The 24369-nt window shown below is 58.6% G+C and carries 24 protein-coding genes and 1 tRNA gene; 9 read left to right on the top strand and 16 right to left on the bottom strand.

Annotation, left to right across the window (positions count from 1 at the left end; genetic code table 11):
• Positions 1–261 precede the first annotated feature (261 nt).
• On the bottom strand, positions 262–1146 hold the full coding sequence (locus HMPREF2860_RS08025; RefSeq protein ID WP_070628754.1) for a hypothetical protein: 885 nt from the start codon (positions 1144–1146) through the stop codon (positions 262–264).
• Between the two features lie 304 nt (positions 1147–1450).
• Here HMPREF2860_RS08025 and HMPREF2860_RS08020 point away from each other — a divergent pair, with 304 nt between their 5' ends.
• Positions 1451–1987, top strand: coding sequence for a peptidylprolyl isomerase (locus HMPREF2860_RS08020; RefSeq protein ID WP_370643299.1), 537 nt, complete (start codon positions 1451–1453; stop codon positions 1985–1987).
• A gap of 695 nt (positions 1988–2682) precedes the next feature.
• Here HMPREF2860_RS08020 and crgA read toward each other — a convergent pair.
• Complete coding sequence (gene crgA, locus HMPREF2860_RS08015) at positions 2683–2952, bottom strand: cell division protein CrgA (protein WP_005511903.1); 270 nt, start codon at positions 2950–2952, stop codon at positions 2683–2685.
• Positions 2953–3087: 135 nt separating this feature from the next.
• Between crgA and HMPREF2860_RS08010 the strand changes: the two genes are divergently transcribed.
• The gene (locus HMPREF2860_RS08010) at positions 3088–3759 is read left to right on the top strand and encodes an aminodeoxychorismate/anthranilate synthase component II (protein ID WP_038627121.1); all 672 of its coding nucleotides are present in this window, start codon (positions 3088–3090) and stop codon (positions 3757–3759) included.
• 3 nt (positions 3760–3762) lie between these two features.
• Here the strand turns inward: HMPREF2860_RS08010 and pknB are convergent, their stop codons facing one another.
• The 7 genes from pknB to HMPREF2860_RS07975 all read right to left on the bottom strand — a co-directional run bounded on the left by pknB (position 3763) and on the right by HMPREF2860_RS07975 (position 13008).
• The gene (gene pknB, locus HMPREF2860_RS08005; protein WP_049181928.1) at positions 3763–5817 is read right to left on the bottom strand and encodes a Stk1 family PASTA domain-containing Ser/Thr kinase; all 2055 of its coding nucleotides are present in this window, start codon (positions 5815–5817) and stop codon (positions 3763–3765) included.
• 53 nt (positions 5818–5870) lie between these two features.
• Entirely contained in the window at positions 5871–7349 is a 1479-nt protein-coding gene (locus HMPREF2860_RS08000; RefSeq protein ID WP_038627124.1) for a serine/threonine-protein kinase, read from the bottom strand.
• Positions 7350–7354: 5 nt separating this feature from the next.
• Positions 7355–8788: a penicillin-binding transpeptidase domain-containing protein gene (locus tag HMPREF2860_RS07995; protein ID WP_038627126.1), complete on the bottom strand. Its 1434-nt coding sequence runs from the start codon at positions 8786–8788 to the stop codon at positions 7355–7357.
• On the bottom strand, positions 8789–10150 hold the full coding sequence (locus HMPREF2860_RS07990) for an FtsW/RodA/SpoVE family cell cycle protein (RefSeq protein WP_065422994.1): 1362 nt from the start codon (positions 10148–10150) through the stop codon (positions 8789–8791).
• Entirely contained in the window at positions 10147–11502 is a 1356-nt protein-coding gene (locus tag HMPREF2860_RS07985; RefSeq protein WP_038627130.1) for a PP2C family protein-serine/threonine phosphatase, read from the bottom strand. Before HMPREF2860_RS07985 ends, HMPREF2860_RS07990 begins: the two co-directional genes overlap by 4 nt.
• Positions 11499–11960 carry an FHA domain-containing protein FhaB/FipA gene (locus HMPREF2860_RS07980; protein WP_038627132.1) on the bottom strand — a complete coding sequence of 154 codons (462 nt, stop codon included), beginning with the start codon at positions 11958–11960 and terminating at the stop codon, positions 11499–11501. Before HMPREF2860_RS07980 ends, HMPREF2860_RS07985 begins: the two co-directional genes overlap by 4 nt.
• Before the next feature lie 148 nt (positions 11961–12108).
• Positions 12109–13008 carry a DUF3662 and FHA domain-containing protein gene (locus HMPREF2860_RS07975; RefSeq protein ID WP_038627135.1) on the bottom strand — a complete coding sequence of 300 codons (900 nt, stop codon included), beginning with the start codon at positions 13006–13008 and terminating at the stop codon, positions 12109–12111.
• Positions 13009–13293: 285 nt separating this feature from the next.
• Here HMPREF2860_RS07975 and HMPREF2860_RS07970 point away from each other — a divergent pair.
• Positions 13294–13377, top strand: a tRNA-Leu gene (locus HMPREF2860_RS07970).
• Between the two features lie 292 nt (positions 13378–13669).
• On the opposite strand, the gene HMPREF2860_RS07965 is transcribed toward HMPREF2860_RS07970, so the two are convergent.
• Positions 13670–13867, bottom strand: a complete 198-nt coding sequence (locus HMPREF2860_RS07965; RefSeq protein WP_038627137.1) for a hypothetical protein — start codon at positions 13865–13867, stop codon at positions 13670–13672.
• 60 nt (positions 13868–13927) lie between these two features.
• Entirely contained in the window at positions 13928–14344 is a 417-nt protein-coding gene (locus tag HMPREF2860_RS07960) for an iron chaperone (protein ID WP_070628753.1), read from the bottom strand.
• Positions 14345–14384: 40 nt separating this feature from the next.
• Between HMPREF2860_RS07960 and HMPREF2860_RS07955 the strand changes: the two genes are divergently transcribed.
• Complete coding sequence (locus HMPREF2860_RS07955; RefSeq protein WP_070559950.1) at positions 14385–15767, top strand: DHA2 family efflux MFS transporter permease subunit; 1383 nt, start codon at positions 14385–14387, stop codon at positions 15765–15767.
• Here the strand turns inward: HMPREF2860_RS07955 and HMPREF2860_RS07950 are convergent.
• Positions 15751–16443 carry an AAA family ATPase gene (locus tag HMPREF2860_RS07950; RefSeq protein ID WP_049181219.1) on the bottom strand — a complete coding sequence of 231 codons (693 nt, stop codon included), beginning with the start codon at positions 16441–16443 and terminating at the stop codon, positions 15751–15753. The two genes, HMPREF2860_RS07955 and HMPREF2860_RS07950, sit on opposite strands and share 17 nt — an antisense overlap.
• Entirely contained in the window at positions 16440–17453 is a 1014-nt protein-coding gene (locus HMPREF2860_RS07945; RefSeq protein ID WP_070628752.1) for an App1 family protein, read from the bottom strand. Before HMPREF2860_RS07945 ends, HMPREF2860_RS07950 begins: the two co-directional genes overlap by 4 nt.
• A gap of 93 nt (positions 17454–17546) precedes the next feature.
• On the opposite strand from HMPREF2860_RS07945, the gene HMPREF2860_RS07940 reads away from it, so the two are divergent.
• Positions 17547–17873 carry a transglycosylase family protein gene (locus HMPREF2860_RS07940; RefSeq protein ID WP_005511827.1) on the top strand — a complete coding sequence of 109 codons (327 nt, stop codon included), beginning with the start codon at positions 17547–17549 and terminating at the stop codon, positions 17871–17873.
• Here the strand turns inward: HMPREF2860_RS07940 and HMPREF2860_RS07935 are convergent.
• Positions 17870–19099 carry an HNH endonuclease signature motif containing protein gene (locus tag HMPREF2860_RS07935; RefSeq protein ID WP_070628751.1) on the bottom strand — a complete coding sequence of 410 codons (1230 nt, stop codon included), beginning with the start codon at positions 19097–19099 and terminating at the stop codon, positions 17870–17872. The genes HMPREF2860_RS07940 and HMPREF2860_RS07935 overlap by 4 nt on opposite strands.
• Before the next feature lie 281 nt (positions 19100–19380).
• Here HMPREF2860_RS07935 and HMPREF2860_RS07930 point away from each other — a divergent pair, with 281 nt between their 5' ends.
• On the top strand, positions 19381–19815 hold the full coding sequence (locus tag HMPREF2860_RS07930; RefSeq protein WP_311199634.1) for a GNAT family N-acetyltransferase: 435 nt from the start codon (positions 19381–19383) through the stop codon (positions 19813–19815).
• Positions 19737–19901 carry a GNAT family N-acetyltransferase gene (locus HMPREF2860_RS11415; RefSeq protein WP_311199636.1) on the top strand — a complete coding sequence of 55 codons (165 nt, stop codon included), beginning with the start codon at positions 19737–19739 and terminating at the stop codon, positions 19899–19901. The genes HMPREF2860_RS07930 and HMPREF2860_RS11415 overlap by 79 nt, the downstream gene beginning before the upstream one ends.
• On the opposite strand, the gene HMPREF2860_RS07925 is transcribed toward HMPREF2860_RS11415, so the two are convergent.
• The gene (locus HMPREF2860_RS07925; RefSeq protein ID WP_038627150.1) at positions 19858–20811 is read right to left on the bottom strand and encodes an NAD(P)-binding domain-containing protein; all 954 of its coding nucleotides are present in this window, start codon (positions 20809–20811) and stop codon (positions 19858–19860) included. The two genes, HMPREF2860_RS11415 and HMPREF2860_RS07925, sit on opposite strands and share 44 nt — an antisense overlap.
• Before the next feature lie 54 nt (positions 20812–20865).
• Here HMPREF2860_RS07925 and HMPREF2860_RS07920 point away from each other — a divergent pair, with 54 nt between their 5' ends.
• Positions 20866–21849 carry an LLM class oxidoreductase gene (locus HMPREF2860_RS07920; protein WP_070628750.1) on the top strand — a complete coding sequence of 328 codons (984 nt, stop codon included), beginning with the start codon at positions 20866–20868 and terminating at the stop codon, positions 21847–21849.
• On the opposite strand, the gene HMPREF2860_RS07915 is transcribed toward HMPREF2860_RS07920, so the two are convergent.
• Positions 21833–22870: an aldo/keto reductase gene (locus HMPREF2860_RS07915; RefSeq protein WP_038627154.1), complete on the bottom strand. Its 1038-nt coding sequence runs from the start codon at positions 22868–22870 to the stop codon at positions 21833–21835. The two genes, HMPREF2860_RS07920 and HMPREF2860_RS07915, sit on opposite strands and share 17 nt — an antisense overlap.
• Positions 22871–23016: 146 nt before the next feature.
• Between HMPREF2860_RS07915 and HMPREF2860_RS07910 the strand changes: the two genes are divergently transcribed.
• A complete protein-coding gene (locus HMPREF2860_RS07910; RefSeq protein WP_070559954.1) occupies positions 23017–24345 on the top strand; it encodes a PepSY-associated TM helix domain-containing protein in 1329 nt (442 codons plus the stop codon).
• Positions 24346–24369: the final 24 nt, after the last annotated feature.

Below are 24369 nucleotides of genomic sequence, written 5' to 3'. Positions count from 1 at the left end.
TGTTCGTCCGGTGGCGTCGTGGTTATTTGACCCAGCCTTTGGCGACTTACCCCAATGCGAGTTACTGACTGCGTTTATGTCAAAAATGGCCCGAAAAATGGCCTGAAAGTGTCATAAACTCGCACAGTTTCACATTTGCAGCCCGTCTTTTGAAGTTGTCAGGTTTGCTGCTTAACCAAAAACGCCCGACCGTCGGCGCATCTACTGCACAGAACGATCGGGCGTGAAAAGGTTTATGGCTATCTAGCCCCAGCCGCCTATTTACTTCTTGCGAGCCTGACCCGGCTTCGGAGCCGGCTTGGAAGAGATCTTCTTAGCGTCCTCAGCGTTCTTCTTCTCGGTCTTGACCTCGTCGACCTTGATTTGAGCCTGCTTGGAAGCCTCTGCGGCCTTCTCCTCAGTGGTCTCCTTGGCCTCAGCTGCCTTGCCCTTGGCCTCGTCGGCCTTGTCAGCTGCCTTGCCCTTTACCTCTTCAGCCTTTTCCTTAGCCTCAGAAGCCTTTTCTTCAACGGTCTCCTTGACCTCTGCGGCCTTCTCTTCGACCTTGTGCTTAACTTCCTGGGCCTTCTGCTGGTACGGAGCTGGGTCAACCGGGAGCTTGTCGTCCTTGCGCAGCTTCCAGACAATGACACCGACGATTGCTGCAACAACAGCGAAGACCAGGGAAGCGGTTGCAATGCGGCCGTTCTTGGCGCGCTGCTCTTCCTTGCCGGTCACCTTGTCGATAGCCTTCTGGGTACGGACTTCGAGATCCTTGCGAGCCTTCTTGGCCTTCTTTTCAGCCTTCTTAGCCTCGCAGCGAGCCTTGCAACGGGTCTTCTTGCCCTTGCGCTTAGCGTCCTTCTCGGCCTGCTTCGCAGCCTTCTTCGCCTGCTTCTTGGTCTCCTTGGACTTCTTCTCAACCTTGCCGGTCAGTTCTTCAGCCTGCTCAGCGAGCTGATCGCGAGCGTCGGAAACCTTTTCCTTAACGTCTTCTGCCCAATCGGATGCTGCGTCCTTTGCAGCCTCGTTCTGTGCAGCTGCCACCTTCTTAGCCTCCTGCATCGTGTCGTAGAGCTCTGCAGCCTTCTTGTCCCGGTAATCGGAGTAGCTGTCGTAAGCGGACTTCAGTCCCTTGACAGCCAGCGAGATTGCGTTGGGGTTCATGACTCTCCTTAATTAGTGCATCGCCAACAGGCTTCGCCTTTTATTTTCAATCAATGATTAATACTGCTGCGGCGCCAGTGCCTCTGAGACCAAGATGCTTCTAAGTCCAAGAGCTAGGGCCCAGTTAGACCTAGCGTCGAAATATTTGCAACAGGCTCACATTCCAGCTTAGGCACTATTTGCTCTTCATGGGGGTCAACGGAGAACTCTTTTCCTTATCTTGAAAAACATTTTCGCTGGTTTCTGCCACGGAGAAACTCACCAGTAAGAGCAATTGGCCACCAAGGTCGGTATCCTAAGGAACGTGACTATTAAGACTGCTACTGCAACTGTGCACACCAACCATGGCGATATCGTGATTGACCTGTTCGGCAACCACGCGCCGAACACTGTCGACAACTTCATCGGCCTGGCAGAGGGCACGAAGGAGTACAAGGGTCAGAACGCCTCTGGCACCGAGTCCGGCCCGTTCTACGATGAGGCCATTTTCCACCGCATCATCGCCGGATTCATGATTCAGGGTGGTGACCCGCTGGGCACCGGTACCGGCGGCCCGGGCTACATGTTCGACGATGAGATCCACCCGGAGCTCCAGTTCGATCGTCCGTACCTGCTCGCTATGGCAAACGCCGGCAAGTGTGGCGGCCGCGGCACCAACGGTTCCCAGTTCTTCATCACCGTGGTTCCGACCCCGCACCTCAATGGCGCTCACACCATCTTCGGTGAGGTCGTTGATGACGCCTCGAAGAAGGTCGTCGACGAGATCGCTCGTGTGGCTACCGATCACTGGGATCGCCCGCTGGAGCCGGTCGTGATTACCTCCATCGACATCGAGAAGTAATCCGCTAGCTTCTACGCTCTTTAACCCGTCCGGTTGTTCCGGGCGGGTTTTTTCATGCCCATTTTCGCTTTACGACGGCCCGTAACTTCAATGTTGTGTTTAGGGGTAGCGGGGGTAGTAGCAAATTGGGTTGATTCTCCACATGTCCACAGCCCTGTGGACAAAATACTCCACTGTTCACCTAGGTGAACATGGACCAAGAAGCACGTTACGGGTCCCAATTTTCACAAATTACAAGAATCCACAGTTGTCCACAGACTTGTGCACATGTGTGGATAATTCCATTCTTGTAATTTACGAACCAGCGTTCGAAAGTGGTCGAACTCCGCAGAATATTGGAATTACATACAAGTTGACTTGCAACTATGTTACTTGTTCACAGAATTATCCACAGGCTGTGGATACTGTGGACACAGGGGATAGAGCCAAAGTTGTCATGCTTTACGGTTTCTGTCATGTAACCCGTGAGAATTTTGGGACGAAATCTCTCCACAGTTATCCACAAATTACATGATTGTTACACAGGTTTCTGTGGATAACTTTTTTGCGCGATCAATAGGAGGGAAATCCCCATTCTCCGAAAAAGGTGTGGGAAACGGGTGTATTGACGGGGGTGAATTGACCTGGGTTTTTAGGTATGAAAAAGGCGCATCCAAAAGTGGATGCGCCTGAGGAGTGCGGTGTATTAGAGCTGACTAACGCCAACCCATAGTCATCAGCAGACCAACAATGAAAAGACCAAAGCCGATGACGTAGTTCCATGCGTTCAAAGTCACCATGAACGGAATATGCGGACCCGCGATGTAGTTGACCAGCAGCCAGCCCAAACCAATCAGCATGAACCCGAACATCAGCACCTTGTACCACACCGGTGTCTGAGTGCTGTTGATCTTGACCGGGGTACGGCTGACGGAGGAGCCACCGGATTGTGGTGAATTAGTGCTTTCAATCTTTGCCTTAGGCATAGCGCTTTAAACTCCTTAGGTTGTGGTCAGCAGGTTGCGATCAGCGCGGTATCTACACTCCCGCGGTATATGCATAATTGTAAACTTTGCATCCGAACTTACCAGTGAAGTTCGCAGGCAGTAGAATTCCCAGTTATGCAGATTCTCGTCGTCGATAACTATGACAGCTTCGTATTCAATCTGGTCCAGTACATAGGCCAGCTCGGCGAAACGGTGACTGTCTGGCGCAATGATGATGCGCGTCTCCGCGATGTTGACGACGTCGTAAAGCAATTTGATGCAATCCTACTGTCGCCCGGTCCCGGTGAGCCGTCCAATGCTGGATGGACAGAGGACATTATTCGCGCGGTGAGCAGGCAGGACGATCCGACACCGGTGTTGGGTGTGTGCTTGGGTCATCAGGCGATTGGTGAGGTCTTTGGTGCGCAGGTCGTGCGTGCCGACGAGCTGTTGCACGGCAAGACTTCCCCGGTCACACACGACGGCACGGGTGTGCTGGCCGATGTGCCCAGTCCTTTTATTGCCACGCGCTACCACTCGTTGACGGTCGATCCGAAGACACTGCCGGAGGAACTCATTGCCACGGCATTCACCGATTCGGGCATGCTGATGGCGATGCGCCACCGCGACCTGCCGATTCACGGCGTGCAGTACCACCCGGAGTCGGTGCTCACCCAGTACGGGCACCGCATGCTCGTCAACTGGCTGCGCCTGGCCGGTGGCGAGTACTCCGAGGAACTCCTGGCGGAGTTGGAGGAACAGCAGGCCGTGTACCAGCGCGCCTTCTCAGATGTGCTGGCACACTAGCCGTTAGTTAGGCAGCAAATCCGGCAGCCTTAGGGGAGGTTCCGGCGCAGGCTCGTCCTCAGAACCCTCCGGAGCAACCCCAAGCCGGTAGACACGCAGGGTGACCTCGCCGTCCTTGTTCAGCTTAGACCCGGCCGACGGATTGGCCTTCTCCACGTGGTCGACCTTGGACAGATCCAGCGTGGTGACTTCCTCGGTGCGGATAGTTCCCTCGAATCCGGCATCGGCGAGTGCCTTCTCCGCATCACTGAGGGTCTGTCCCTCAACCCGTGGCATCTTAATTTGGTTACCACGCGAAACGTGCAGCTCAACCGTCGTACCGACAGTGAGCTCCGAGCCCTTCTGCGGAACCTCAATGACGGTTCCCTGCTTCTCAGCGGAGTCCACCTCTACCACTTCGACAACGAAACCAGCGGATTCGAGGGTCGTGCGGGCGGAATCCAAAGTCTGACCAGTGACATCCGGAACAGTCTTGGTCTCGATACCGGAGGAGACAGTCAAGGTTACGCGGGTTCCCTTCGATACCTGAGAACCGGCAGCTGGAGACTGCTCGATAACGTTGCCGCGCGGAACGTCCTCATTCGGTTCCTCTTGCAGCTTTGGATTGACGACAAGCCCCGCCTCCTCGAGCAGGCGGCGAGCTTCCTCGGCCTGTTTGTCGCGCACATCCGGCACATTGGTCAACTCCGGGCCCGAAGATACGCGCAGCTTGATGCGAGATCCCTGCGGCAACCCCGATCCGACACCCGGTTCCGTGGCGATCACCGTGTCTCGGGGGACATCTGGGTTCGGCTCATCGACGCGGTTGACTACAAAACCAGCCTCCTCGAGAACCTGCGTTGCCTCATTGACATTTAGACCCTCGACCTGCGGAATGGCAACGGTCTCGACCTCGGTGGACGAGTTGAAGAGCTGGTAGGCGCCGTAGCCGACACCGCCGAGAGCCACCATTGCAGCAGCCACCAGCGCGACAGTCTTTCCTGCGCCGCCTTTCTTTTTCTCGGGCTCGTCAGTGTTAGCGATCTGAGCAGGGGCCTCCGACTGGTCCGCTGCTTCCTTCGGTTCAGGAGCGGGAGCAGGGACAGGGGCCGGAGTTGCCTGCTGTGCAGGGGTCACCCGAGTCTCAGCATCCGACGGAGCTGCCGGAAGGAATTCGGTGGTCTTCGCGTCGTCGTCATGCGCGCCGTGGTGCGCCAGCGCCAACGGATCCTCGCCGCGTGCAAGACGACGCAAATCCTGGGCGAAGTCCTCTGCGGTGTCGTAGCGCTCCATCGGATCCTTGGCCATCGCGGTCAACAGCACCGCGTCGAGGCCCTGAGCCGTGTTCGGGTCGGTGTTGAGCTTCCCCGAAGGGCGCGGCGGCTGATCCTGAACATGCTGGTAAGCGACAGAAAGAGGGGTTTCACCGGTGAATGGCGGGGCGCCCGTGACAGCCTCGAAAAGTACGCAACCGACAGCGTAAATATCAGAACGTGCATCGGCGGTCTTACCGCGCGCCTGCTCCGGCGAAAGGTACTGCGCGGTACCCAGCACGGCCGCAGTCTGCGTCATCGTGGTGGAATCACCGAGCGCGCGAGCGATGCCGAAGTCCATCACCTTCACCTTGCCGGTGTTGGTCAGCATGATGTTCGCCGGCTTGATGTCACGGTGAATGATGCCGGCATGGTGGGATGCCGTCAGTGCGTCACACACCGATGCCATTATCGACGTGGCTTTCTTCGGGTCGAGCCGCCCCTCACGACGAACAAGGTCACGCAGCGTCTCACCCTGAATCAGCTCCATGACAATGAAAGGCACACGCCCCATCGGGCTATCCGTCTCGCCGGTGTCGTACACCGACACGATAGACGGGTGATTCAGTAGTGCTGAGTTTTTCGCTTCACGACGGAACCTTGCGAGGAAGTTCTCATCCCTGGCAAGGTCGGCCCTCATCATCTTGACCGCGACAGAGCGACCGAGAACAGTATCTTCAGCTCGGTAAACATCGGACATGCCGCCAACGCCAATGAGCTCGCCGAGCCGATAACGGCCGGAGAGGAGATCGTCATTGCCAGACATTGTTCGTCAGTCCCTTCGGAAGGATTTCCACCAAAACATCTTGTACCTGAATATTACTGTGCATCTGGAGTCCCCAAGGTATTACCGGACCCATTTTCCGGGGGCAGTTGAATGCCGGGCAGACCACCGCCAGTGGAGTCGTCGCTATTGTCGTTGCCCGAATCCTGAGTCGGTTCGGAGGTATCCGGGGCGGTCTCGCTGGTGTCCTGTTCAGTGGAGCTGTCAGAAGCACCATCATTGTTGCCACCGTAGTTTTCACCAGAGTTGTCGCCGTAGCTGCCACCGTCGTTATTTCCCCAGTTACCGGAATTGTCGTCCGACCAACCGGAACCGTTGCTGGAGTCAGAGTTTTCTTCCGTGGTTTGCTGCTGTGACTGGTTCGGAATGTACTGCTCCAAGTTTGGAATGGTTGGCAGTGAACCGGTTGTCGACAGCGAATAGACAACAGCGATAGCACCGGCCAGTAACACTAGCAGTACCAACAGCACAATGCTGCCGCAGCCACAACCGCAGCCGCTGCGCTTCTTTGCCGGCTTTCGCTGCCGAGTGGGTTGCTGCGGTGGCCGCTGTGGCTGCTGCTGTGGTTGCGACACCGGCATGGGCGGTCGCGTCATGGCACCGAGTTCGGTGGTCGCCGGGTTGGCAGCGTTGGATTGACGGTGCACCGTTGGGGTCACACCACGCGGCTGCGGTGGGCGGTGCCCCGCGCGCACTCGCAAAACAGCCTGTGCCAGCTCGCGGCCATCGGCATAGCGACGCTGCGGATCCTTGCGCAGCATAATGCCGATAAGTTCGCGGATATGCGGATTGACCGTCGGCGCCAACGCAGGCGGTGCCTCGTTGATGTGTGCCACGGCAACCGCGACGGTGGAGTCGCCCTGGAAGGGGCGGGCGCCGGCCACCATTTCGTAGGCGACACAGCCAAGCGAGTAAATGTCAGTCGCCGGACTTACCTGTTTGCCCTGCGCCTGCTCCGGTGAGACATACTGCGCGGTACCGACGACCATGCCGGTACGCGTCAGAGGCACCGCTTCGGCGGCCTTGGCAATGCCAAAGTCGGTAATCTTCACGGTGCCCTCCGGCGTCACCAGCAGGTTGCCCGGCTTAATGTCGCGGTGGACAAGGTTCGCAGCGTGAATTGCCGACAGGCCGTGCGCAGTCTGCTCCAGCACGTCGAGCATCAGGTGCTCTGGCAGGGTGCGACGTCGCTGCAGCACCTGCGACAGAGATTCGCCACGGATGTACTCCATGACGATGTAACACGCGCCGTGGCTGCCGATATCGCCTTCCTCGTACGTGACAATCTTCACCACGTTTGGGCTGTTGACGCTGCGTGCAGCAGCGGCTTCGTTCTGGAAGCGCTGCCGGAACTCGTAGTTGTCCGAGTACTCCTGATTCAGAAGTTTGATCGCAACTAGTTCGCCGCTGGTGGCGTCGTCGGCAAGCCAGACGGTGGACATACCGCCACGGCCGAGCAGACGGCGGACGTGATAGCGGTCGCCGACGATGTCTTGAACTTGGTGGGCATCCATGCTTATCAACCCGCCTGTTCGACCGCGTCAATGAGCGCACGGCCAATCGGGGCAGCAACGGAGGCGCCGGTAGCGCCCTGGCCTTGACCGCCACCGTTTTCCACGACGACGGCCACGGCGACATCGGAGTCCGGAGCGAAGGCGATGTACCAAACGTGCGGCGCGTACTCGCCGCGGACAGCACCGTGTTCCGCGGTACCGGTCTTGGAGGCGATACGCGAACCGTTACCGCCCGAATGTGACTCTGAACCGCGCATCAGCTCAGTTACGGTTTCTGCGATCTCCGGCGAAATCGCCTCGTCGGCTTCAATCGGCTTGAAGGACTTGATCTCGGAGAGGTCGGCACCGCGCACCGATTTGATGATCTGGGGTTCCATGCGCACGCCGCCGTTGGCAATCGTGGCGGCGATGATGGCGTTGTCCAGTGGTGTAAAGGACACGTCGCGCTGACCAATGGAGGTTTGCCCCAGCGAGGACTGATCCGGAATCTCACCGACGGTGGAGGGCTGAATCGGCAGGCCCGCGTCGTCGTGGGTCTCACCGATGCCGAATCGCTTGGCGACGTCCTTGAGCGCATCGGCCCCGTACTGCATACCGAGCTCCGCGAACGCCGTATTACAGGACTGTGCGAAAGCCTGGCGGAGAGTCGTAGTAGCCCCGCCACAGGTCGAGCCACCGTAGTTTTCCAACGTGGTGGTGGTATCCGGCAGCGTAATCTGCGGTGCGCCAGTGACCGAGGTGTCCGGGGAGGCGCCTTGCTCCAGTGCCGTGACCGTGGTCAACACCTTGAAAGTGGAACCCGGCGGCAGCGGACGCTGAGTGGCGTGGTTGAGCAGCGGTGCGCCCTCATTGTTATTGAGGGACTGCCAGGTACTCTCGTCGCCGGCCGCGATGTCATTCGGGTTGAACGACGGTGTGGAGGCCATCGCGAGAATTTCACCCGTCGATGGGCGAATGGCGACGGCGGAGCCGACGTAGCCGCGTTCAGCGAGTTGTTGGTACGCAGTCCGCTGAGCGTTCGGCAACAGCGTCAGCTCTGCGGAAGCCCCAGAAGGTTCCTTGCCCGTGACCATGTCGAGGGCGCGGGAAGTAAACAGCGAAGGGTCGCTGCCGTTCAAGATTCCGTTTTGAGAGCGTTCGATACCGGCGGAGCCGTAGATGTCCGACAGGTATCCGACCACCGCGGCATATGCCTCCGGGTCGGTGTCGTAGCTGCGGTCATAGAAGCCGTTCTCGCCCTTGACCGAGTGGGCCAGAATGTCGCCGTCAGTGGTGATCTGGCCGCGAGGTTTGGACTTTTCCTCCAGGAACTGGCGGCTATTCAGCGGATTGTGGGCGTACTTATCCTGCTGGAAGCCCTGGATGTAGGTCAGGTTCGCCAGTAGAAGAACGAAGAGCCCGAGTACGACAACAAAGATTTGGCGAATGGTCTTATTCATCTACTGGTTCACCCCCTGAGCTGCGTTGGCATTGTCGTTGAGGCCAGAAGGGGTGCTTGGAATGCCCCAGGGGCGGTTGGCCTCGTCAGAGACGCGCAGCACGATGGCCAACATGATGTAGCTGGCCAGCAGTGAGGAACCACCGGCTGACATGAACGGTGTAGTCAGACCGGTTAGTGGCATCAGCTTGGAAACACCGGCTGCAACCACGAACAGCTGAATGGCCATCGAGAATGCGATGCCGGCCGCCAGCAGCTTGCCGAAGGAATCACGTACCGCCAAGCTCGCCGAAATACCGCGCGAAATCAGAATCGCGAACAGCAGGATGATGGCACTCAGACCGGTAAAACCGAGCTCCTCGCCAAAGGCGGAGAGGATGAAGTCAGAGTGTGCCACCGGAATGTTCTGTGGGTAGCCCTGACCCAGACCGGTGCCACCGATGCCACCCCAGCTCATGCCGAACAGCCCCTGGGAGAGCTGGTAGCCACCCTCGTCGTAGGAACCCAACGGATCCAGGAAATGCGTGACTCGCGCCTGAATCTTGTCCGAAACCATGTAGACACCGACAACACCGATGGTCACCAGCCCCATGCCGATGATGAGCCAGGAACCACGACCGGTGGCAGCGTAGAGCATTGCCAGCACAGTGCCGAAGAGCACCAGCGCCGGACCAAAGTCATTCTGCAGAGCCATGATGACAGTAGCGATGCCCCAGATCAGCAGAATCGGGCCCAGATCGCGAACACGCGGGAAATCAATGCCCAGGAAACGCTTACCCGCCACATTGAACAGCGAGCGCTTATTCACCAGCAGCTGTGCGAAGAAGATCAGCAACATGACCTTGGCAAACTCACCAGGCTGCATGGAAAACGGGCCGATGGAAATCCAGATGCGGGCATCAGCATTAATCGACGACGGCCACACCAGCGGCAGCGCCAACAGAATCAAGCCGCCGAGACCCAGCAGATACGAGTACTGCGACAGTGAGTGATGGTTGCGCAGCAGGACGATCACGCCGATAAACAGTGCGACACTGAGCACGGTCCACATGATCTGGTTGCGCACTAACGAGGTGTCATTGGCCAGGTCGAGGCGGTGAATCATCACCAACCCCAAGGCATTGAGAGTGGCTGCAACCGGCAGCATCACCTGATCGGCGTTGGGCGCCACAAAGGTCAGTGCGATATGCGCCACTGCAAAGATTACAAAGAATCCGCCAATGATGTAAAAGACATCGGCGGTCAGAGAGTTGCCCTGAGCCAGTTCCAGCGAAATAAGTGCCAAAAGCAACAATCCTGCCGACAGCAGCAGCAGGAGCATTTCCTTCATCCGAAGCTGTCGCTTCGCGGTAGTTTCACTCATTTTCGCACCTGCCTACAGTTGACTCCTGGCTTCGAACCCAGCTTTTCATCCTTCTTGTCGGCGGAAGTTGCGTCCTTGTCGTCGTCGGACACGGACAGACATACCGGCAGTGCCGACTCCGCCAAACGGCCAATCTGGTCGCTGACACCGTCGTAGGAATCAGCCGGCAGACCTTCCAGCGAATTGCGTGCCGCCGGCGAGAGATCTTCCGGCGTCATGATGTGGCAGTCGACCTTCTCCTTCGGCGTCCCAGCCGGAGGCAGCTGAACTTTGTTGTCATCGGTCAAACAGATGAACTGATGCGGCTCTTGCAGATCGAAGCCCAGCAAACTACCGGGCACGCCATGCATCAACTGCACCTGCCCGTCAACCACCGCGAGATGGTACATCGACTCCTTCTTCTGCCAGCCCCAAATACCAAGGCCGACCAAACCGGCCACCAGCACCAGCACCACAGAAACAACTAGCCACTTGCCCTTGGAAGCCTTCTTCTCCGGCGCCGAAGTCACTGCAATTTCCTGCGACTTCCGCGGGCGGAGTGCCGCCGCGCGACCCGCTGCAGTATTGGGGCGGGGGAGTTCCTCCTCCGCACTCTGCAGGGCACCGGCCAGGGCGGGCTCGTAAGGCGTGCGTGCCGACGAATCGACAACATCGGCAACCACCACGGTGATGTTGTCCGGACCACCGGACTTCAACGCGTAGTCAATGAGCTTGGTAGCGGCCTCGTCCGGAGTCCCCTCCGAGAGCACATCCTTGATGGTGTCCGCGGACACCGGATCGGACAGGCCATCCGAGCACAGCAGGTAGCGATCGCCCTCGTGGACATCGCGATAAGACAAAGTAGGCTCCACCGGGCGACCGGTGAGAGCCTTCAAAATCAGTGAGCGCTGAGGGTGAATTGCCGCCTCTTCTTCGGTGAGATTGCCCTCGTCCACCAGCGACTGCACATAAGTGTCATCCCGGGTAATGCGGATGAGCTCCCCGTCGCGCAGCAGATAGCCACGCGAGTCACCGACATGGCACATGCCCAGGCGGGTGCCGTCGAAAAGCAGAGCAGTCAGCGTAGTGCCCATGCCTTGCGTAGAGGGGTTCTGCTCAATTTCATCCGCAATGGAATTATTGCCCTCTATGCAGGCGCTGCGCAGGGACTCGAGCAAATCGGGGCCGGGCTGATCATTGTCCAGCCGAGAGACAGCCGCAATCATCAGCTGGGATGCGATTTCCCCGGCGGCGTGGCCACCCATGCCGTCGGCAAGCGCGAGCAGACGCGAACCCGCATAGGCGGAGTCCTCGTTGTTCTGTCGGATGAGGCCGCGGTCAGAGCGGGCCGTGTAATTCAGAGCAAGACTCATGGTTGCAACCTCAAAGTTGTACGGCCAATACGAAATTCCATACCCGAAGCCAGTCGTTCCGGCTGTTCCACGCGCTGACCATTGAGGAATGTGCCATTGCGGGAGTCCAGATCCTCCAGGTACCAGATGCCGTCGCGGTTGATGACGCGAGCGTGCTGGCCCGAGGCGAAATCATCGTTGAGGACGAAGGCATTCGACTCTGAACGGCCGATAGTGATGTCGCGTTGGTTGTTTAGGTTCATGCGCGAACCCGCCAGCGGCCCGGAGGTGACAAGGAGCTGATGTGGAGTCTGCGAGCGCTGGAAACGCTTGGCCGGAGCGCTGCTGGTTTGCCGAAGCGGGCGCAGCGGAGCCGAACCTATTGTTTCTGTACGCAGGGTGCGAAGCGTCATCCAAATGAAAAACCACAGGACGACCAGCACGCCGATGCGCGAAAGCAGAAAAACGATAGCTTCCACGTCCGAGGAACCTCCTTATATAGAGCTGGTGGGTCCGCAACCGAACACACGGACGTAATTATTCCAGGAATGTGTCGGCAAACCTAGGGTAGTGGCATTTGAATCTAGTGAACCTCACTACTTAGCGGATCTAAATCAGCGGATTTAACTAGCGGATCTGAACTTCGAGAACAGAATGTCCAAGCGAGATCTCGTCGCCGTCGGCCAGCAGCCAGTTATCAATGGGTTCGCCATTGACAATGGTTCCGTTGGTCGAATGCAAATCGACGAGCACCGCATCCTGGCCATCCCACGTGATTTCGGCATGCTGGCGGGAAACACCAGTGTCCGGGAGGCGGAAGTCGGAAGCGGTGCCGCGGCCGATGATGTTCGAACCATGGCGCACCTCGAATACGCGCGAGGAGCCGTCCTGCAACAGCAGGGTGATGGTCTTTTCCTGGGACTGGTCTTCGTCCACGGCCGAGTTGCTCAGCTCAGTTGCCGCTTCCGGGTCGGCGGTAGGCGCGGGACGGGAAGCGGTGGGGAACTGCTCAGCTTCCGGCTGTGGGTGGTAGGCGGCAGAGGTCTCGGCGGCTTGAGGTTCATCATCGCTTTGCGACGGGGCTGCGTCAGTGTTGGCATCATCAGCGCTGTCGTCGAATGGAACGAACTCCGAAGTGCTTACAGTGTCCTCGGTGAAAGTGCTGGCCGTCTTCAGCTGACCGGTGTGGAGCGACTCCACTGCCTGCAGGTGGACGCTGATGGTACCGGTGAAACCCCAGCCGTTGTTACGGCAGTAGCGCGTCATGCGGTCAGCCAATTGATTCGGCAGGTTGGGCTCTGATGCGGAGAGGTTTTTGTAATCGGCGGCGCTGATGCCAATGCGGAAATCATTGGGTGCCAAGTACTGACCGTTGGCGTCCTGCATCAGGAAATCTTCAATTTCCTGCTTCAGGCATTCTTCTAACTCATTCGGGACAACCTTGCCGCCGAACACGCGCGCAAAGCTGTTGTCGAGCCCGCGCTGAAGCGAGCTATCGAGCTTGCGGATGCGTCCTAGGAAATCCATCTGACTAAAGAAATTCGCCTTCTCCCGCCAAACCGCGGCGGGTTACGTGAAAAATGTGCATAAAAATTATCGATACTTTAGCAACAGTATAGAGCCCTACACCTTCAGTTAAGGGCTAGGAACTGCTGAGGTTTATCAAATAGTGACGACGCTTGTGAAATAAGTGGCTGTTGCTAAGTGCGAAAAAGACGTTTTAAAAGTGGTGAAAAGTGGTGAAAAACGCGCGCTGGCCTGGGGATTTGGTGGTGTATTAGCGCGGGGTGTTATAGTTCTATTCGTTCCCACGGGCGAGTGGCGGAATGGCAGACGCGCTGGCTTCAGGTGCCAGTGTCCTTTACGGACGTGGGGGTTCAAGTCCCCCTTCGCCCACAGCGAAGATCCTCGGAAGTGTAAAAGCTTCCGAGGATTTTTTGTTTGCGGTGGCGGTTGGAGTGGGGCTTGGGTTGAAGCAGAGGCGGATGCTGAGCTGAGGTTGTTGGCTTGTCCTTTAACCCTCCCTTAACCCTGTCCGGCACTTATGGCCAGGTTTCGGGGACTTGTCGATGTATTTCTCTCACTTATCGATGGATTCTCCTGACTTATCGATGGTTTTTCGGCACTTATGCGCACGCTGTGGGCCCGGCTCTCTCACTTGTCGATGCGCTATTCACTTGTGGACACGCTACAGCGCATCGATAGGTGAATAGCGTGGCCACAAGTCGTCGGATGCGTCGGCCGTTTCAATTGCCACGCTCGTACCGGCCGCACCCATTGCAATACCGGTATTGGCAGTCGCAAGTGCTGGGACGTTGGTCTCGCGAGTGATGAGTAAGCGGAAGTGCGAGGGCATCATCGAATCGGGCCGACGGTGGACGGCCATTGTTGATGAGGATGCCCTGGCGGATTTAGCGATGTAGGTGGGTTTGGTTTGGAGTCTGGCCTACCGCCAAAACGTGGTCATGCCACGCTTGTCCTCCATGTTGAACTCGATCATCTTGGCAAGCAGGTCCAGCGGCATGGACTCGGCCTTGCCGTCCTTTGGCCAGGGGAAGCGGACCATCATTTTGCCGTAGGAGAGGCCGCGGGCATCGAACTCGTCGGCGAACTTTTCAATACCTGCGCGCTCCGGGGCAATCGCCATGTGCTTCTTGGCGTAGGAGAAGCCGATAATGAACGTGCCATCAAGGGTGAACATCGGCTGGCTCCAGGCGATTCGAACGCCCAGTTCAGGATACTTTTCGTGGACCCACTCGAGCACCTCGAGAGCCACCGCGCGCTGCATGTCATCATCTACGCGCGAGAGGTGGTCGGCGAAGAACGCGGCGATGGTTTCGTCGGTCATATGCTGAACAGCCATGGTCTGGATTTTACTGTGCCATCAACTAACATGACTCCGAGTGGCTACAGATTTGAATACTCAGTTTGATCCCAAAAAGGCGTGGCCAGCGCTGTGGACCGTATTGCTCGGCTTCTTCATGATTCTGGTCGACGCCACCATTGTCACCGTTGGTATTAACACCATCCAGCATGAACTGGGCGGTGAGCTCAACCAGGTCATGTGGGTGACCAGCGGTTATTTGCTGGCCTATGCGGTGCCGTTGCTTATTACCGGCAGGCTCGGTGACCTCTGGGGAGTCAAGCACACCTATGTAGCGGGCTTGGTTATCTTCGTGTTGGCGTCGCTGGCGTGTGGGTTGGCGCCGTCGTTAAGCATGCTGATCATTGCCCGCGTGGTGCAGGGACTGGGGGCCGCGCTGCTGACACCGCAGACGATGGCGCTGATTACGCAGATGTTTCCACCGGTGCATCGCGGTGCGGCGATGGGGCTGTGGGGCGCGGCGGCCGGAATTGCCTCGCTGACGGGGCCGCTGGCTGGTGGCGTGTTGATTGAGCTGCTGAGTTGGCGCTGGATTTTCCTTATTAATGTGCCGATTGGCCTGATTGGACTCGTCTTTGCGTTTCGCTATCTGCCAGCCTTCGAGACGCACCGCAACAAGATTGACTATCTGGGCGTTGTGCTCAGCGCGATTGGTATGTTCCTGCTGGTCTTCGGCATTCAGGAGGGGGAGAGTGCCGGCTGGTCCGGTTGGATCTGGGCACTGATTGCCGCCGGTGTGGTGATTCTTGGCCTGTTTACGGTCTGGGAGGCCAAGACCACGGCCGAACCGCTGATGCCGCTGTCCCTTTTTAAGGATCGCAACTTCACCGTCTCCTCGTTGGCCATTGCCGTGATGGGCGCGCTGGTGGTCGCGGTTGGTTTCCCAATCATCCTCTTCGCCCAGAATGCTCGCGACCTATCGACCATCCAAGCCTCACTACTGCTCGTGCCGCAGGCGCTGATTTCCGGTGTCATGGCACCGTGGACTGGGCGAATGCTGGATCGGCTGAAGTTCCGCGAGTTCGCGCTGATCGGTTTTGGTTCCTCGCTGGTGGGCATGCTCGGGTTTCACTACCTCATCCACGAGGACCTCTCCGTGCTGTGGCTGCTACTGCCGGGCGCTGCATTCGGTGTGGCCAACGCATTTATTTGGGGCACGCTGTCGACGGCCGCGACCCGCAACATTGACCCGATCCTCGCCGGTGCTGCCTCCGGTGTGTACAACACCATCCGCCAGATCGGCAGTGTGCTGGGTAGTGCGCTGATTGCCACCGTCATGGCGGCGGCGCTCAGCAGCAACCGTGGCGACTTCACCACCGCCATGAGTGATGCCATGTGGCTGCCGGTGGCGCTGTCGGCCGTGGGCGTCGTGGCATCGTTGGGGCTTAAGAATCCGAAGTAAAACGCTCCACCATGTAGTCAGCGATGCCGACGGGATCGGCTAGGAAATCCCTGGTCGCCCGTACCGCGAGGGTGTCTTCGAAGTGGGTGGTGTCGGCGTCGTCAAGCGAAATGATCGTTGCTTCCGGTGCGGCGAGCAGGATGGGGGAATGCGTCGCCATGATAATCTGTGCGCCGGCTTCTGCAAGCGCGCCGAGACGGCCGAGGAGTTCAAGCTGGCGCAGTACCGACAGTCCGGCCTCGGGTTCGTCGAGGAAGATCAGTGATTCAGCACCGAAGCGACGTTTGGCCAGCGCCATGATGGATTGGCCGTGACTCATCTGGGTGAGGTCCGCCATGCCGTCACCGCCGGGGAGGCTGCCGATCGATGCGTAGAAACGCGCGAGGTTTAAGTGCGCGTCGCCGCGAAAGAAGAACGTATCCGGGGGATTGCGCTTGGTCAGCGCGAGCGGAATCGGAGAGGTGCGCTCCTGCGTTTTAAACCGCGAGCCGCCGTCCGTGTCGACCCCCATCGCCGACGCCAACGCCTCCAGCACCGTCGACTTTCCCTTGCCGTTTTCGCCGGTCAAGATGGTAATCGGCGTGGTGAAGGCCATGGGGAAGGGCAACGCGAGCTTTACGACGTAAGCCGGGAGCTCGGCATCATCGTGAATACGGGCCTGGCGGAGGTAGATCATGGTTGCGGCAGTTGGTCGATCTGTTTGAGCAGCTTAAAGCCGTCGGCACCCTCGATGAATGGAACCTCCTTGTTCTCCAGTTTTTCAATTGGCACTGTGGTGCCGTGGGAGAGCACGTGCTCGCTGGGAGTGAGGTTGCGGATTGCGATTGCCGCGACCTTATCCGGATGCTCCGCCGCGGCTGTGCCGTAGATGAGCGGGTCGTATTGGCCGTCATCACCGACGAGAATCCAGTTGATTTCGGGGAAGTCAATAAACAGGTCCCGCAGTCGCACCTTCTTATGTTCCTTGCCCGAGCGGAACAGGCCAGTGGGCGTTGGCCCCCAATCGGTGAGCAGTAGCGGGCCCTTCGGCAGGTTGTTGCGGTGCAGGAACTTTTTTAGTGTGCCGAAGGTGTTCCATGCGCCGGTGGAAAGGTAGATGACGGGAACGTCCGTGTCCTCATCGGTTTTGCTCGCGTAACGACGGCGAAGTTGCGCATAGAACTCGCTGAAGCCAGCGACGGCTTTGCGCTCGTCTGTCTCTTTGACCCAGGAGTTGTAGGCGGCGATGAGGGTGCGCGGCAGCATGGTGACCAAAACAGTGTCATCAATATCGGAGACGATGCCGTATTTGGTTTCCGGGGAGAGGATGAGGGCCTCTGCGGGAGTGTCGTTGATGGTGATCTCGTGCCAGCCGGGTTCGAGGCCGTGATTCCGAATCAGCACCTCGATGTAGCCGTTGCTATCCGCGGTGGTTTCCACCGTGCGATTGCCGGCAGTGATGGTGACGGGAAAGTCCGCGAGTTCGACGGTAAAGAACTGCCAAAACCCGCGTTTTTTGTTTCGTTCTTCGTCTCGTTTTTTGGCCGGATCCTTCATAAGGACACGGCCGAGTACGCGAACGCGCTCTGCATTTCCGTACCCGGTGAATCCGATGATTTCCGGTTCCCAACCAGCGTTTTTGGAACGCTTGGCGGCCAGCGCGTTGATTCTTCTCTCGGTTTTGCGGACGACATCTGCCACGGACATGCTTTCCAGGATACGGGTTGACAGGGTGGGGGAGGGTGCGCGTAGGTTGGTCGGCCAAGAGAAAAGTCAACCCTTTAGGAGTGTTCTCTGTTTATGCGTTTTTCCGGTAAGTTCATCGCATCCGCCGCCGTGGCAGCAGGCATGATTGCTGCCCCGACCGCCGCCGCTAACGCTGCATCAGTCAGCGCCTGGGATCAGGTTGCGGCATGTGAGTCCGGCGGAAACTGGCAGACCAATACCGGTAACGGCTACTACGGCGGACTGCAGTTTTCGCAGCAGACCTGGAGCGGCCACGGCGGTGACCAGTACGCACCAACGGCTGACCAGGCCACCAAGGAGCAGCAGATTGAGATTGGCGAGCGCGTGCTTGCCTCCCAGGGTGCTGGCGCATGGCCGAACTGCGGTGGCCCGCTGGGTTAATCCTCCCCATCATCAAAGACTAGATCTGGCACCGCCGCGAATGACAGCCACCACTTCATGTAGTGGTCATGGCGTGCTTTCGTCTTCTGAGTAGCGCGCTTGTCAAAAGTCTGTCGCCCGAACCCGGCTAACGGTCCGGCCGGGACGGTCGCCGCGGTAACGCCGTCGGCAGAGGACCACACCTCTGAGCCGTCCTCATAAGCCGTGATATCCCAGAGCTTGTGGGTTTTCAGGTTGTGGTGCTTCCGGCATAGGCAGTGCAGATTCTGTGTGTCGGTGGGGCCACCGGCTTCGGAGTCTTCCTGGTTGTACGGTGCGATATGGTCAATATCGCACTTGTACGCTGGGACTTCGCAGCCGGGGAAGCGGCACGTGCCGTCACGACCGTGGACGCGGGCAACCTGCGCTGGGGTTGGGCGGTAACCATTGGTGGCGCTGTCTGCTGAGAGGCGGACATGCGTCACCTTTTGCATCCACTCTTCCGTGACCAGCGCGCCGAGCCAGCCGGCGCCGTCCAGCCAGGCGTCATCACTGTGGGGCTCGCGGAAAACATTGAGCACAACCTCCGCATCGGTGCGTTGGTGGATTAGTTCCACAAATGCATCCGCCTGCGTCATTTCTTCATTCGCGCGGAAGACCGTTTCAATTGCGCACATGGCGAAATAGGCGCGGTCCGGGCGCAGCGTGAGAATGATTTGGGAGTAGCTGTCGGGACGTTCCACCAGAGTTACCGATTCCGTATCGGTAATAGTGGGAATTGTGCCGTCGGCGCGAGCACGGTCATCCAAGTCCGCAGCAATATCACCAATTTTGGTAGTGAGCGTGCGAGGTCCGATCATTGCTTGACGACGTTTCCGTGGCGTGACCAATGCCAGAATTTTCTTCTCCGCATCGGGTATTTGATCCGGCTCGATGCCGACCACGCCATGTGCAATGATGCCGAGTTGCCGCATGGACAATGCACAGCTTTCCCGGGCGTAGGCCGCTAGCTGAGGCATTTTCTCCAGCAATAGGCCAATGTCACAGATACGCAGTGCTTCACTGCGGGTGATTCCCAGGCGAACGCTGATGCGAGCGGCATGGTTTTCAACGTCATCATCGCCTGCAGGGCAGCAGGCTACAATCAACTCAAGGTGGGTGCGGTTGGTAGCCCGCGCGAGTGCTGAGAGCTCATCTTCGGGATTCTCATGAGCCCAATATGGTTCGGGTACTTGTTCGGACTTCATTGGATCCCCCTGGTGTTCCAATGGTTGTCGGTTTTCTTTCGAACTTACTTGCTATCGTACAGGTGCCGTTCTGCTTTGTAAAGAGAAATGATGAGAGATTTTGAATGGTTTTTGTAGATGTCGGCTGACCGCAAAAGCGTTTGTTACCAGGTTGTTTGCGGGTGGCGCATGGAGAAGTGCAGAAAAGTATAAATAAAACACCCGTTCGAAACCGGAAGCTTAGTAATCTCGCATCTATAAAGGCGGAGTGCAGAAACCAGCGCAGAAAACGGGGCAAAACCATGATTATTCGGCAAGCAACGCGGGAGGACGCCGAGGCAATCGCGGAGATTTACAACGAGGCCGTGATCAACACCGTCGCCATCTGGAACGATGACACGGTCAGCGTGGAGAATCGCATTGCATGGATGGAGGTGCACTGGGACAAGGATTACCCGGTTTTCGTCGCCACGCTTGACGACGAAGTCGCTGGAGATGCCACCTTTAGTGACTTTCGTGACTTCGACGGGTTTCGGTACACAGTGGAAAACTCCATCTATGTACATCCGAGCTTTCAGGGCCGGGGCATTGGCGGGACGCTTCTACAGGTGACCATTGATGCTGCTCGTGAGGCGGGAAGCACGTTTTGGTGGCAGCGATCGACGGCAGCAACGAGGGGTCGATTGCGCTGCACGAAAAGTATGGTTTCCAGCGTGTTGGGCTATTGCCTCAGGTAGGGACAAAGAACGGGCGTTGGTTGGACATGATGTTGATGCAGATCATGCTGACAGTCGAGCAGCCACCCGCTCAGCCGCGCGCTTAGCGAAGGGGCCAACACCCATAATCGTGGCTGCACCGGGGCCAACCCAGTCGCCGTAGCCGACGAACTCGATGAGGTCGGAGTCGACGCTGCGGAAGGGGCTGAGCGCGGGGCGGAAACCGGTGCACCAAATGAGGTGGTCCGCGTGGACGTCGTCAAGCGAAGAGAACATGGGTGTCCAGGTGAGGGCACCGGAGTCGCGGGCTTTGCGGACGGACGGCAGGACAACGATGTCGCCGATACTGTCGGAGGGGCCGGGGTCGGGTTCGCCACGTGCGATGGCGAGTGCTCGCTGACGGTTGCGTTCGAACAGGACGCGACCGTCGACGTCGTCGGGCATCCAGCGCGGTTCGTGGCGGGTGAACCAGGTGGTGTCGATACCGGAAAGTATCAGTTCAGCGGCGATTTGGGCGCCGGAGTTCGCCGCGCCGACAACGGCAACGCGGGAGCCTTCGAATGGCTCGGGGCCTGGGTAATTGGCCGAATGCCACTGTTTTGCGGAGGTCGTGCCGGGGTAGTGGGGGACGAAGGGGCGGTTGCCGGTGGCGGCGATGAGTTGGTGGGACTCGAAGTCTCCGGCATCGCTGGTGAGGTGGAAGGTGCCGTCGTGGGTGACGTGGGTAACGTTAACCGGGCGCTGAACGCGCAGTTCGTAGCGCTTTTCGTAGGAGCTGAGGTAATCAATCACATGGGAAGCGGGCGGGAAGCCGTCATAATCGGGCATCTGGATGCCCGGAAGGTTGGAGAAACCCGGGGTGGAAAAGAGCGTCATTGAGGGCCAGACATTGCGCCAGGAGCCGCCGGGAGCCGGCTGATTGTCCAGAACGAGCGGATCAATGTCGTGTTTGTGCAGGTAGTAGGCGGTAGCGAGGGCAGCTTGGCCGCCTCCGACGATGATGGCATCCTCAAGCATGGTTCCAGCTTAACTGCGGGTGCCGTGGCTCAAGCTGTACTACCGTTAAACACCATGAGCTCGCTGTTTGATCTTTCGGACAAGCCCATCGACGAACTACCCGGTTACCAGCGCACATTCGCGCCGGGCAGGCTAACTGTGGGGCTCAGTCTGCCCATCGAGCAGGACGCCGAAGCCGAACCCAAGGACGCGCTGAGCAATCAGATTCGGCTGATTCGGAAAGCCGAACGCGCAGGCATCGCGGCAGTGTGGGCGCGCGACATCCCGCTGCGTGTGGAAACATTCGGCGACGTCGGCCAGGTCTACGACCCCTGGATGTACCTCAGCTACATCGCCGCACACACCAGCGACATCGCACTCGGCACGGGTGCAATCGTCGTGCCTTTTCAGCATCCGCTGGTGATGGCTAAGCGCGCGGCCACGCTGGACAGGCTTTCCGACGGCCGTTTCCTCTTCGGCGTTGCCACCGGCGATCGACCCGAGGAGTTCCCCGCCTTTAACCAGGACAAAGGCAAGCGCGGTGAGCGTTTCCGCGAGCATATCGAGGTCTATGAAAAGGCCCTCAGCACCAGTGACCGGCCTATCCGGTGGTCCGAGGGGAAGATGGGCGGATCCGATGTGGTGCCCAAGCCGCTGGCACGCCGAGTTCCGCTGTTGGCCACCGGCTCATGCCAGCAGAGCCTGGAGTGGAAAGCCGCTCATACCGACGGGTGGTTCATGTATCACAAAGGCCTGGAGATGCAGAAGAAAAACATCGCCAACTGGCAGGAGGCGGTAGCCCAGGAGTGCGGTGAGGGTGTCTTCAAACCCTTCCTGGAATCATTGTGGATTGACCTGCATGAAGACCCCGACGCACCCGCGCAGGGCGGCCACTTCGGGTGCCGCCTTGGCCGCAACAAGCTCATCGAACTGCTGCACTCCCAGCGACAGCTCGGCATCAATCACGTCAGCATCAACTTCCGCACCTCTAAACGCGATGCGGAAGAGCAGATTGACGAGCTGATTGAGTATGTGCTGCCGGCTATACAGACTCCGTAGCGCCCTGCCACTGGTTAATCCCGCGGTCGACGGCCCACTTGTCGATCTCCGCGAGTTCTTCATCGCTAAACGGCGCAGCGTCCAGGGCTCCGAGGCTGTTTTTCAGCTGCTCCACCGACGATGCCCCAATTAGGGCGGAGGTCACTTCGTCACGGCGAAGAACCCACGAGATGGCCATCTGTGCCAGGGACTGGCCTCGTCGTAAAGCAATGGCGTTGAGCTCACGGATGGCGGTGAGCGTGTCGTCGTTGAGGAACCCCGAGTTCATCTTGTGCGCGCCGAGACGCGAGGCCTCCGGCACGCCATCTAGATAGCGGTCGGTGAGAAGCCCCTGCGCAAGCGCGGAAAAGGCGATGACGCCCATGCCTTCGTCGGCGCAGGTTGCCAGCAGTTCGTCCTCGATCCAGCGGTTGAACATGGAGTAGCTCGGCTGGTGAATAGTCAGCGGAGTGCCCAGCTCACGGGCGATTTTCTGTGCGCGGCGAGTGAGCTCGGGGGAGTAGGAGCTCACGCCGACGTAGAGCGCGCGTCCCGAGCGGACGAGGAAGTCGAGGGCGGCGACGGTTTCCTCGATAGGCGTATCCGGGTCGGGCCGGTGGTGGTAGAAAATGTCCACATAATCCAGGCCCATGCGCTTCAGCGAGGCATCGCAGCTGGCCACGAGGTATTTCCGCGAGCCGCCGAAGCCGTAGGGGCCATCTTGCATGTACCAACCGGCCTTGGAGGAAATGATCATTTCATCGCGGTAGGGAGCGAAATCCTTGGCCATGATGCGACCGAAATTCGCCTCCGCAGAGCCCTGTGGTGGGCCGTAATTGTTGGCGAGATCGAAGTGCGTGACGCCGTGGTCGAACGCGGTGCGCAGGATTTCACGCTGCGTCTCGAGCGGCCGGTCATCACCAAAGTTATGCCAAAGTCCCAGCGTAATGGCTGGAAGCTTTAGCCCCGTGTCGCCGGAGCGGTTGTACGGCATCGTTTCATAGCGGTTGTCATTGGCGTGGTACACGTCTGGATAAGCCATGTGTTCGAGGGTACGCGGGCTTTACGACGAATAGTTGCGCACGAGGTGGCCTTCAACGGGGCGCGTGGCCAAATGGTTACCCCTGGAAGTTAATAAAAATGAGCTTGCTGGGGAACAAGTGAGGCGGTTCGTCCGACTAATAGAGCATGACTTCAATAGCCACAGGCGATGCCGCTGGAACGCCAGCCGCAAACCCCGTCGCACAGACTCAGAAAAATGGTGGACCACGAGCATTACTGCACCGAATCCATGTCGTTGCAGGCATCCTCGTTGCGCCGCTACTCGTTATTGCAGCTATCACAGGCGTGGCATATGCCCTCGCTCCGAGCATAGAAAAGGTGGTTTACCACGAAGAACTAACTGCAACTTCAAGCCTTCCCGCACAGCCTCTGGAAAAGCAGGTTGAGGTCGCGCAGCGCGTGCATCCTGAGCTGCCGGTGACCGCAGTGCAGGTCCCGGAAAAGCCGGGGCAGACAACGCGAGTCATGTTCAATGATGAGCAGTTGAAGTCGGAGTCCTACCGACATGCGGTGTTCGTCGACCCAGGCGACTTGAGCATCAAGGGTGACCTGGTGCAATACGGTTCCTCGGCGGCGCTGCCACTGCGGGCCTGGATCTCGGAAGGGCACCGCAGGCTCTGGATTGATAGCAACTTTGGTCGCCTCTACTCTGAGACAGCAGCATCCTGGATGGGCGCACTGGCTATTGGTGGCCTCTGGCTCTGGTGGGACCGTTCGCGCCGCAAGCGGACACAGGGAACAAGTAAGAGGGCGCATCATATGCGTCGTCACGCGAATGTTGGTGTGGCGGTCAGCGTTGGACTTTTGTTCCTGACCGTCACCGGCCTGACGTGGTCGTGGGTGGCTGGAACCGGCATCGCAAAGCTACGTGAGACGATGGACTGGTACGCGCCGAAACCAGCTGTGACTGCGACTGCTCCAGCGAATTATGACTGGTCAGAGGCGGATAGTGTTATGAACCTCGCACGTGCCGAGGGGCTGTCCGGGAAAGTCGAACTGACACCACCGGAAGCTGGCACGGTGTGGATGGCCAAGGAAGCCCGCGAGGAATGGCGGATGGGCATTGAGACCGTCACCGTTGACGGGTCGACCGGAGCGATGGTTGACCGGATTCATTTTGCGGACTGGCCGCTGCCGGCAAAGCTGACCGAATGGCTGATTAACGCGCACATGGGAATCCTGTTCGGGTGGGTGAATCAGCTGGTCCTGGCGCTTATCGGTGTTGCTCTGCTGGCAATGATTGTGCGCGGGTACGCCATGTGGTTTGGGCGCGGTCGCGGTGGTCGTCCTGGTAGGCTCCCGGCGCCAACGCGCTGGCGGGACATTCGCCCGGGTGTCGCAGCGGCTGTTGTGGCGCTGTTGATTGCCTACTCGGTAGTTGCACCACTGTTCGGTGTGACGCTCGTTGGCTTCGTGATTATTGATTGGGCCTGGCGGAAGCTCCGGAGAGGTTAGCGTAGGTTCTGTCGCCCTCGGGTT

Source organism: Corynebacterium sp. HMSC064E10, from assembly GCF_001812505.1.
Classification (GTDB): Bacteria; Actinomycetota; Actinomycetes; order Mycobacteriales; family Mycobacteriaceae; genus Corynebacterium; species Corynebacterium amycolatum.
The sequence above is the reverse complement of the archived record's forward strand: the minus strand, read 5'-3'. Positions and strand labels throughout refer to the sequence as shown.

Coding starts and splice junctions, on each gene's coding strand:
- HMPREF2860_RS07940 (WP_005511827.1), top strand. CDS start 17,547: ATGCGTTTTTCCGGTAAGTTCATCGCATCCGCCGCCGTGGCAGCAGGC.
- HMPREF2860_RS07915 (WP_038627154.1), bottom strand. CDS start 22,870: ATGGCTTATCCAGACGTGTACCACGCCAATGACAACCGCTATGAAACG.
- HMPREF2860_RS08000 (WP_038627124.1), bottom strand. CDS start 7,349: ATGGATGCCCACCAAGTTCAAGACATCGTCGGCGACCGCTATCACGTC.
- crgA (WP_005511903.1), bottom strand. CDS start 2,952: ATGCCTAAGGCAAAGATTGAAAGCACTAATTCACCACAATCCGGTGGC.
- HMPREF2860_RS07960 (WP_070628753.1), bottom strand. CDS start 14,344: ATGGCTGTTCAGCATATGACCGACGAAACCATCGCCGCGTTCTTCGCC.
- HMPREF2860_RS07995 (WP_038627126.1), bottom strand. CDS start 8,788: ATGAATAAGACCATTCGCCAAATCTTTGTTGTCGTACTCGGGCTCTTC.
- HMPREF2860_RS07920 (WP_070628750.1), top strand. CDS start 20,866: ATGAGCTCGCTGTTTGATCTTTCGGACAAGCCCATCGACGAACTACCC.
- HMPREF2860_RS07990 (WP_065422994.1), bottom strand. CDS start 10,150: ATGAGTGAAACTACCGCGAAGCGACAGCTTCGGATGAAGGAAATGCTC.
- HMPREF2860_RS07950 (WP_049181219.1), bottom strand. CDS start 16,443: ATGATCTACCTCCGCCAGGCCCGTATTCACGATGATGCCGAGCTCCCG.
- HMPREF2860_RS07935 (WP_070628751.1), bottom strand. CDS start 19,099: ATGAAGTCCGAACAAGTACCCGAACCATATTGGGCTCATGAGAATCCC.
- HMPREF2860_RS07975 (WP_038627135.1), bottom strand. CDS start 13,008: ATGGATTTCCTAGGACGCATCCGCAAGCTCGATAGCTCGCTTCAGCGC.
- HMPREF2860_RS07910 (WP_070559954.1), top strand. CDS start 23,017: ATGACTTCAATAGCCACAGGCGATGCCGCTGGAACGCCAGCCGCAAAC.
- HMPREF2860_RS07985 (WP_038627130.1), bottom strand. CDS start 11,502: ATGAGTCTTGCTCTGAATTACACGGCCCGCTCTGACCGCGGCCTCATC.
- pknB (WP_049181928.1), bottom strand. CDS start 5,817: ATGTCTGGCAATGACGATCTCCTCTCCGGCCGTTATCGGCTCGGCGAG.
- HMPREF2860_RS07945 (WP_070628752.1), bottom strand. CDS start 17,453: ATGTCCGTGGCAGATGTCGTCCGCAAAACCGAGAGAAGAATCAACGCG.
- HMPREF2860_RS08025 (WP_070628754.1), bottom strand. CDS start 1,146: ATGAACCCCAACGCAATCTCGCTGGCTGTCAAGGGACTGAAGTCCGCT.
- HMPREF2860_RS07925 (WP_038627150.1), bottom strand. CDS start 20,811: ATGCTTGAGGATGCCATCATCGTCGGAGGCGGCCAAGCTGCCCTCGCT.
- HMPREF2860_RS07930 (WP_311199634.1), top strand. CDS start 19,381: ATGATTATTCGGCAAGCAACGCGGGAGGACGCCGAGGCAATCGCGGAG.
- HMPREF2860_RS07965 (WP_038627137.1), bottom strand. CDS start 13,867: ATGGCCGTCCACCGTCGGCCCGATTCGATGATGCCCTCGCACTTCCGC.
- HMPREF2860_RS08010 (WP_038627121.1), top strand. CDS start 3,088: ATGCAGATTCTCGTCGTCGATAACTATGACAGCTTCGTATTCAATCTG.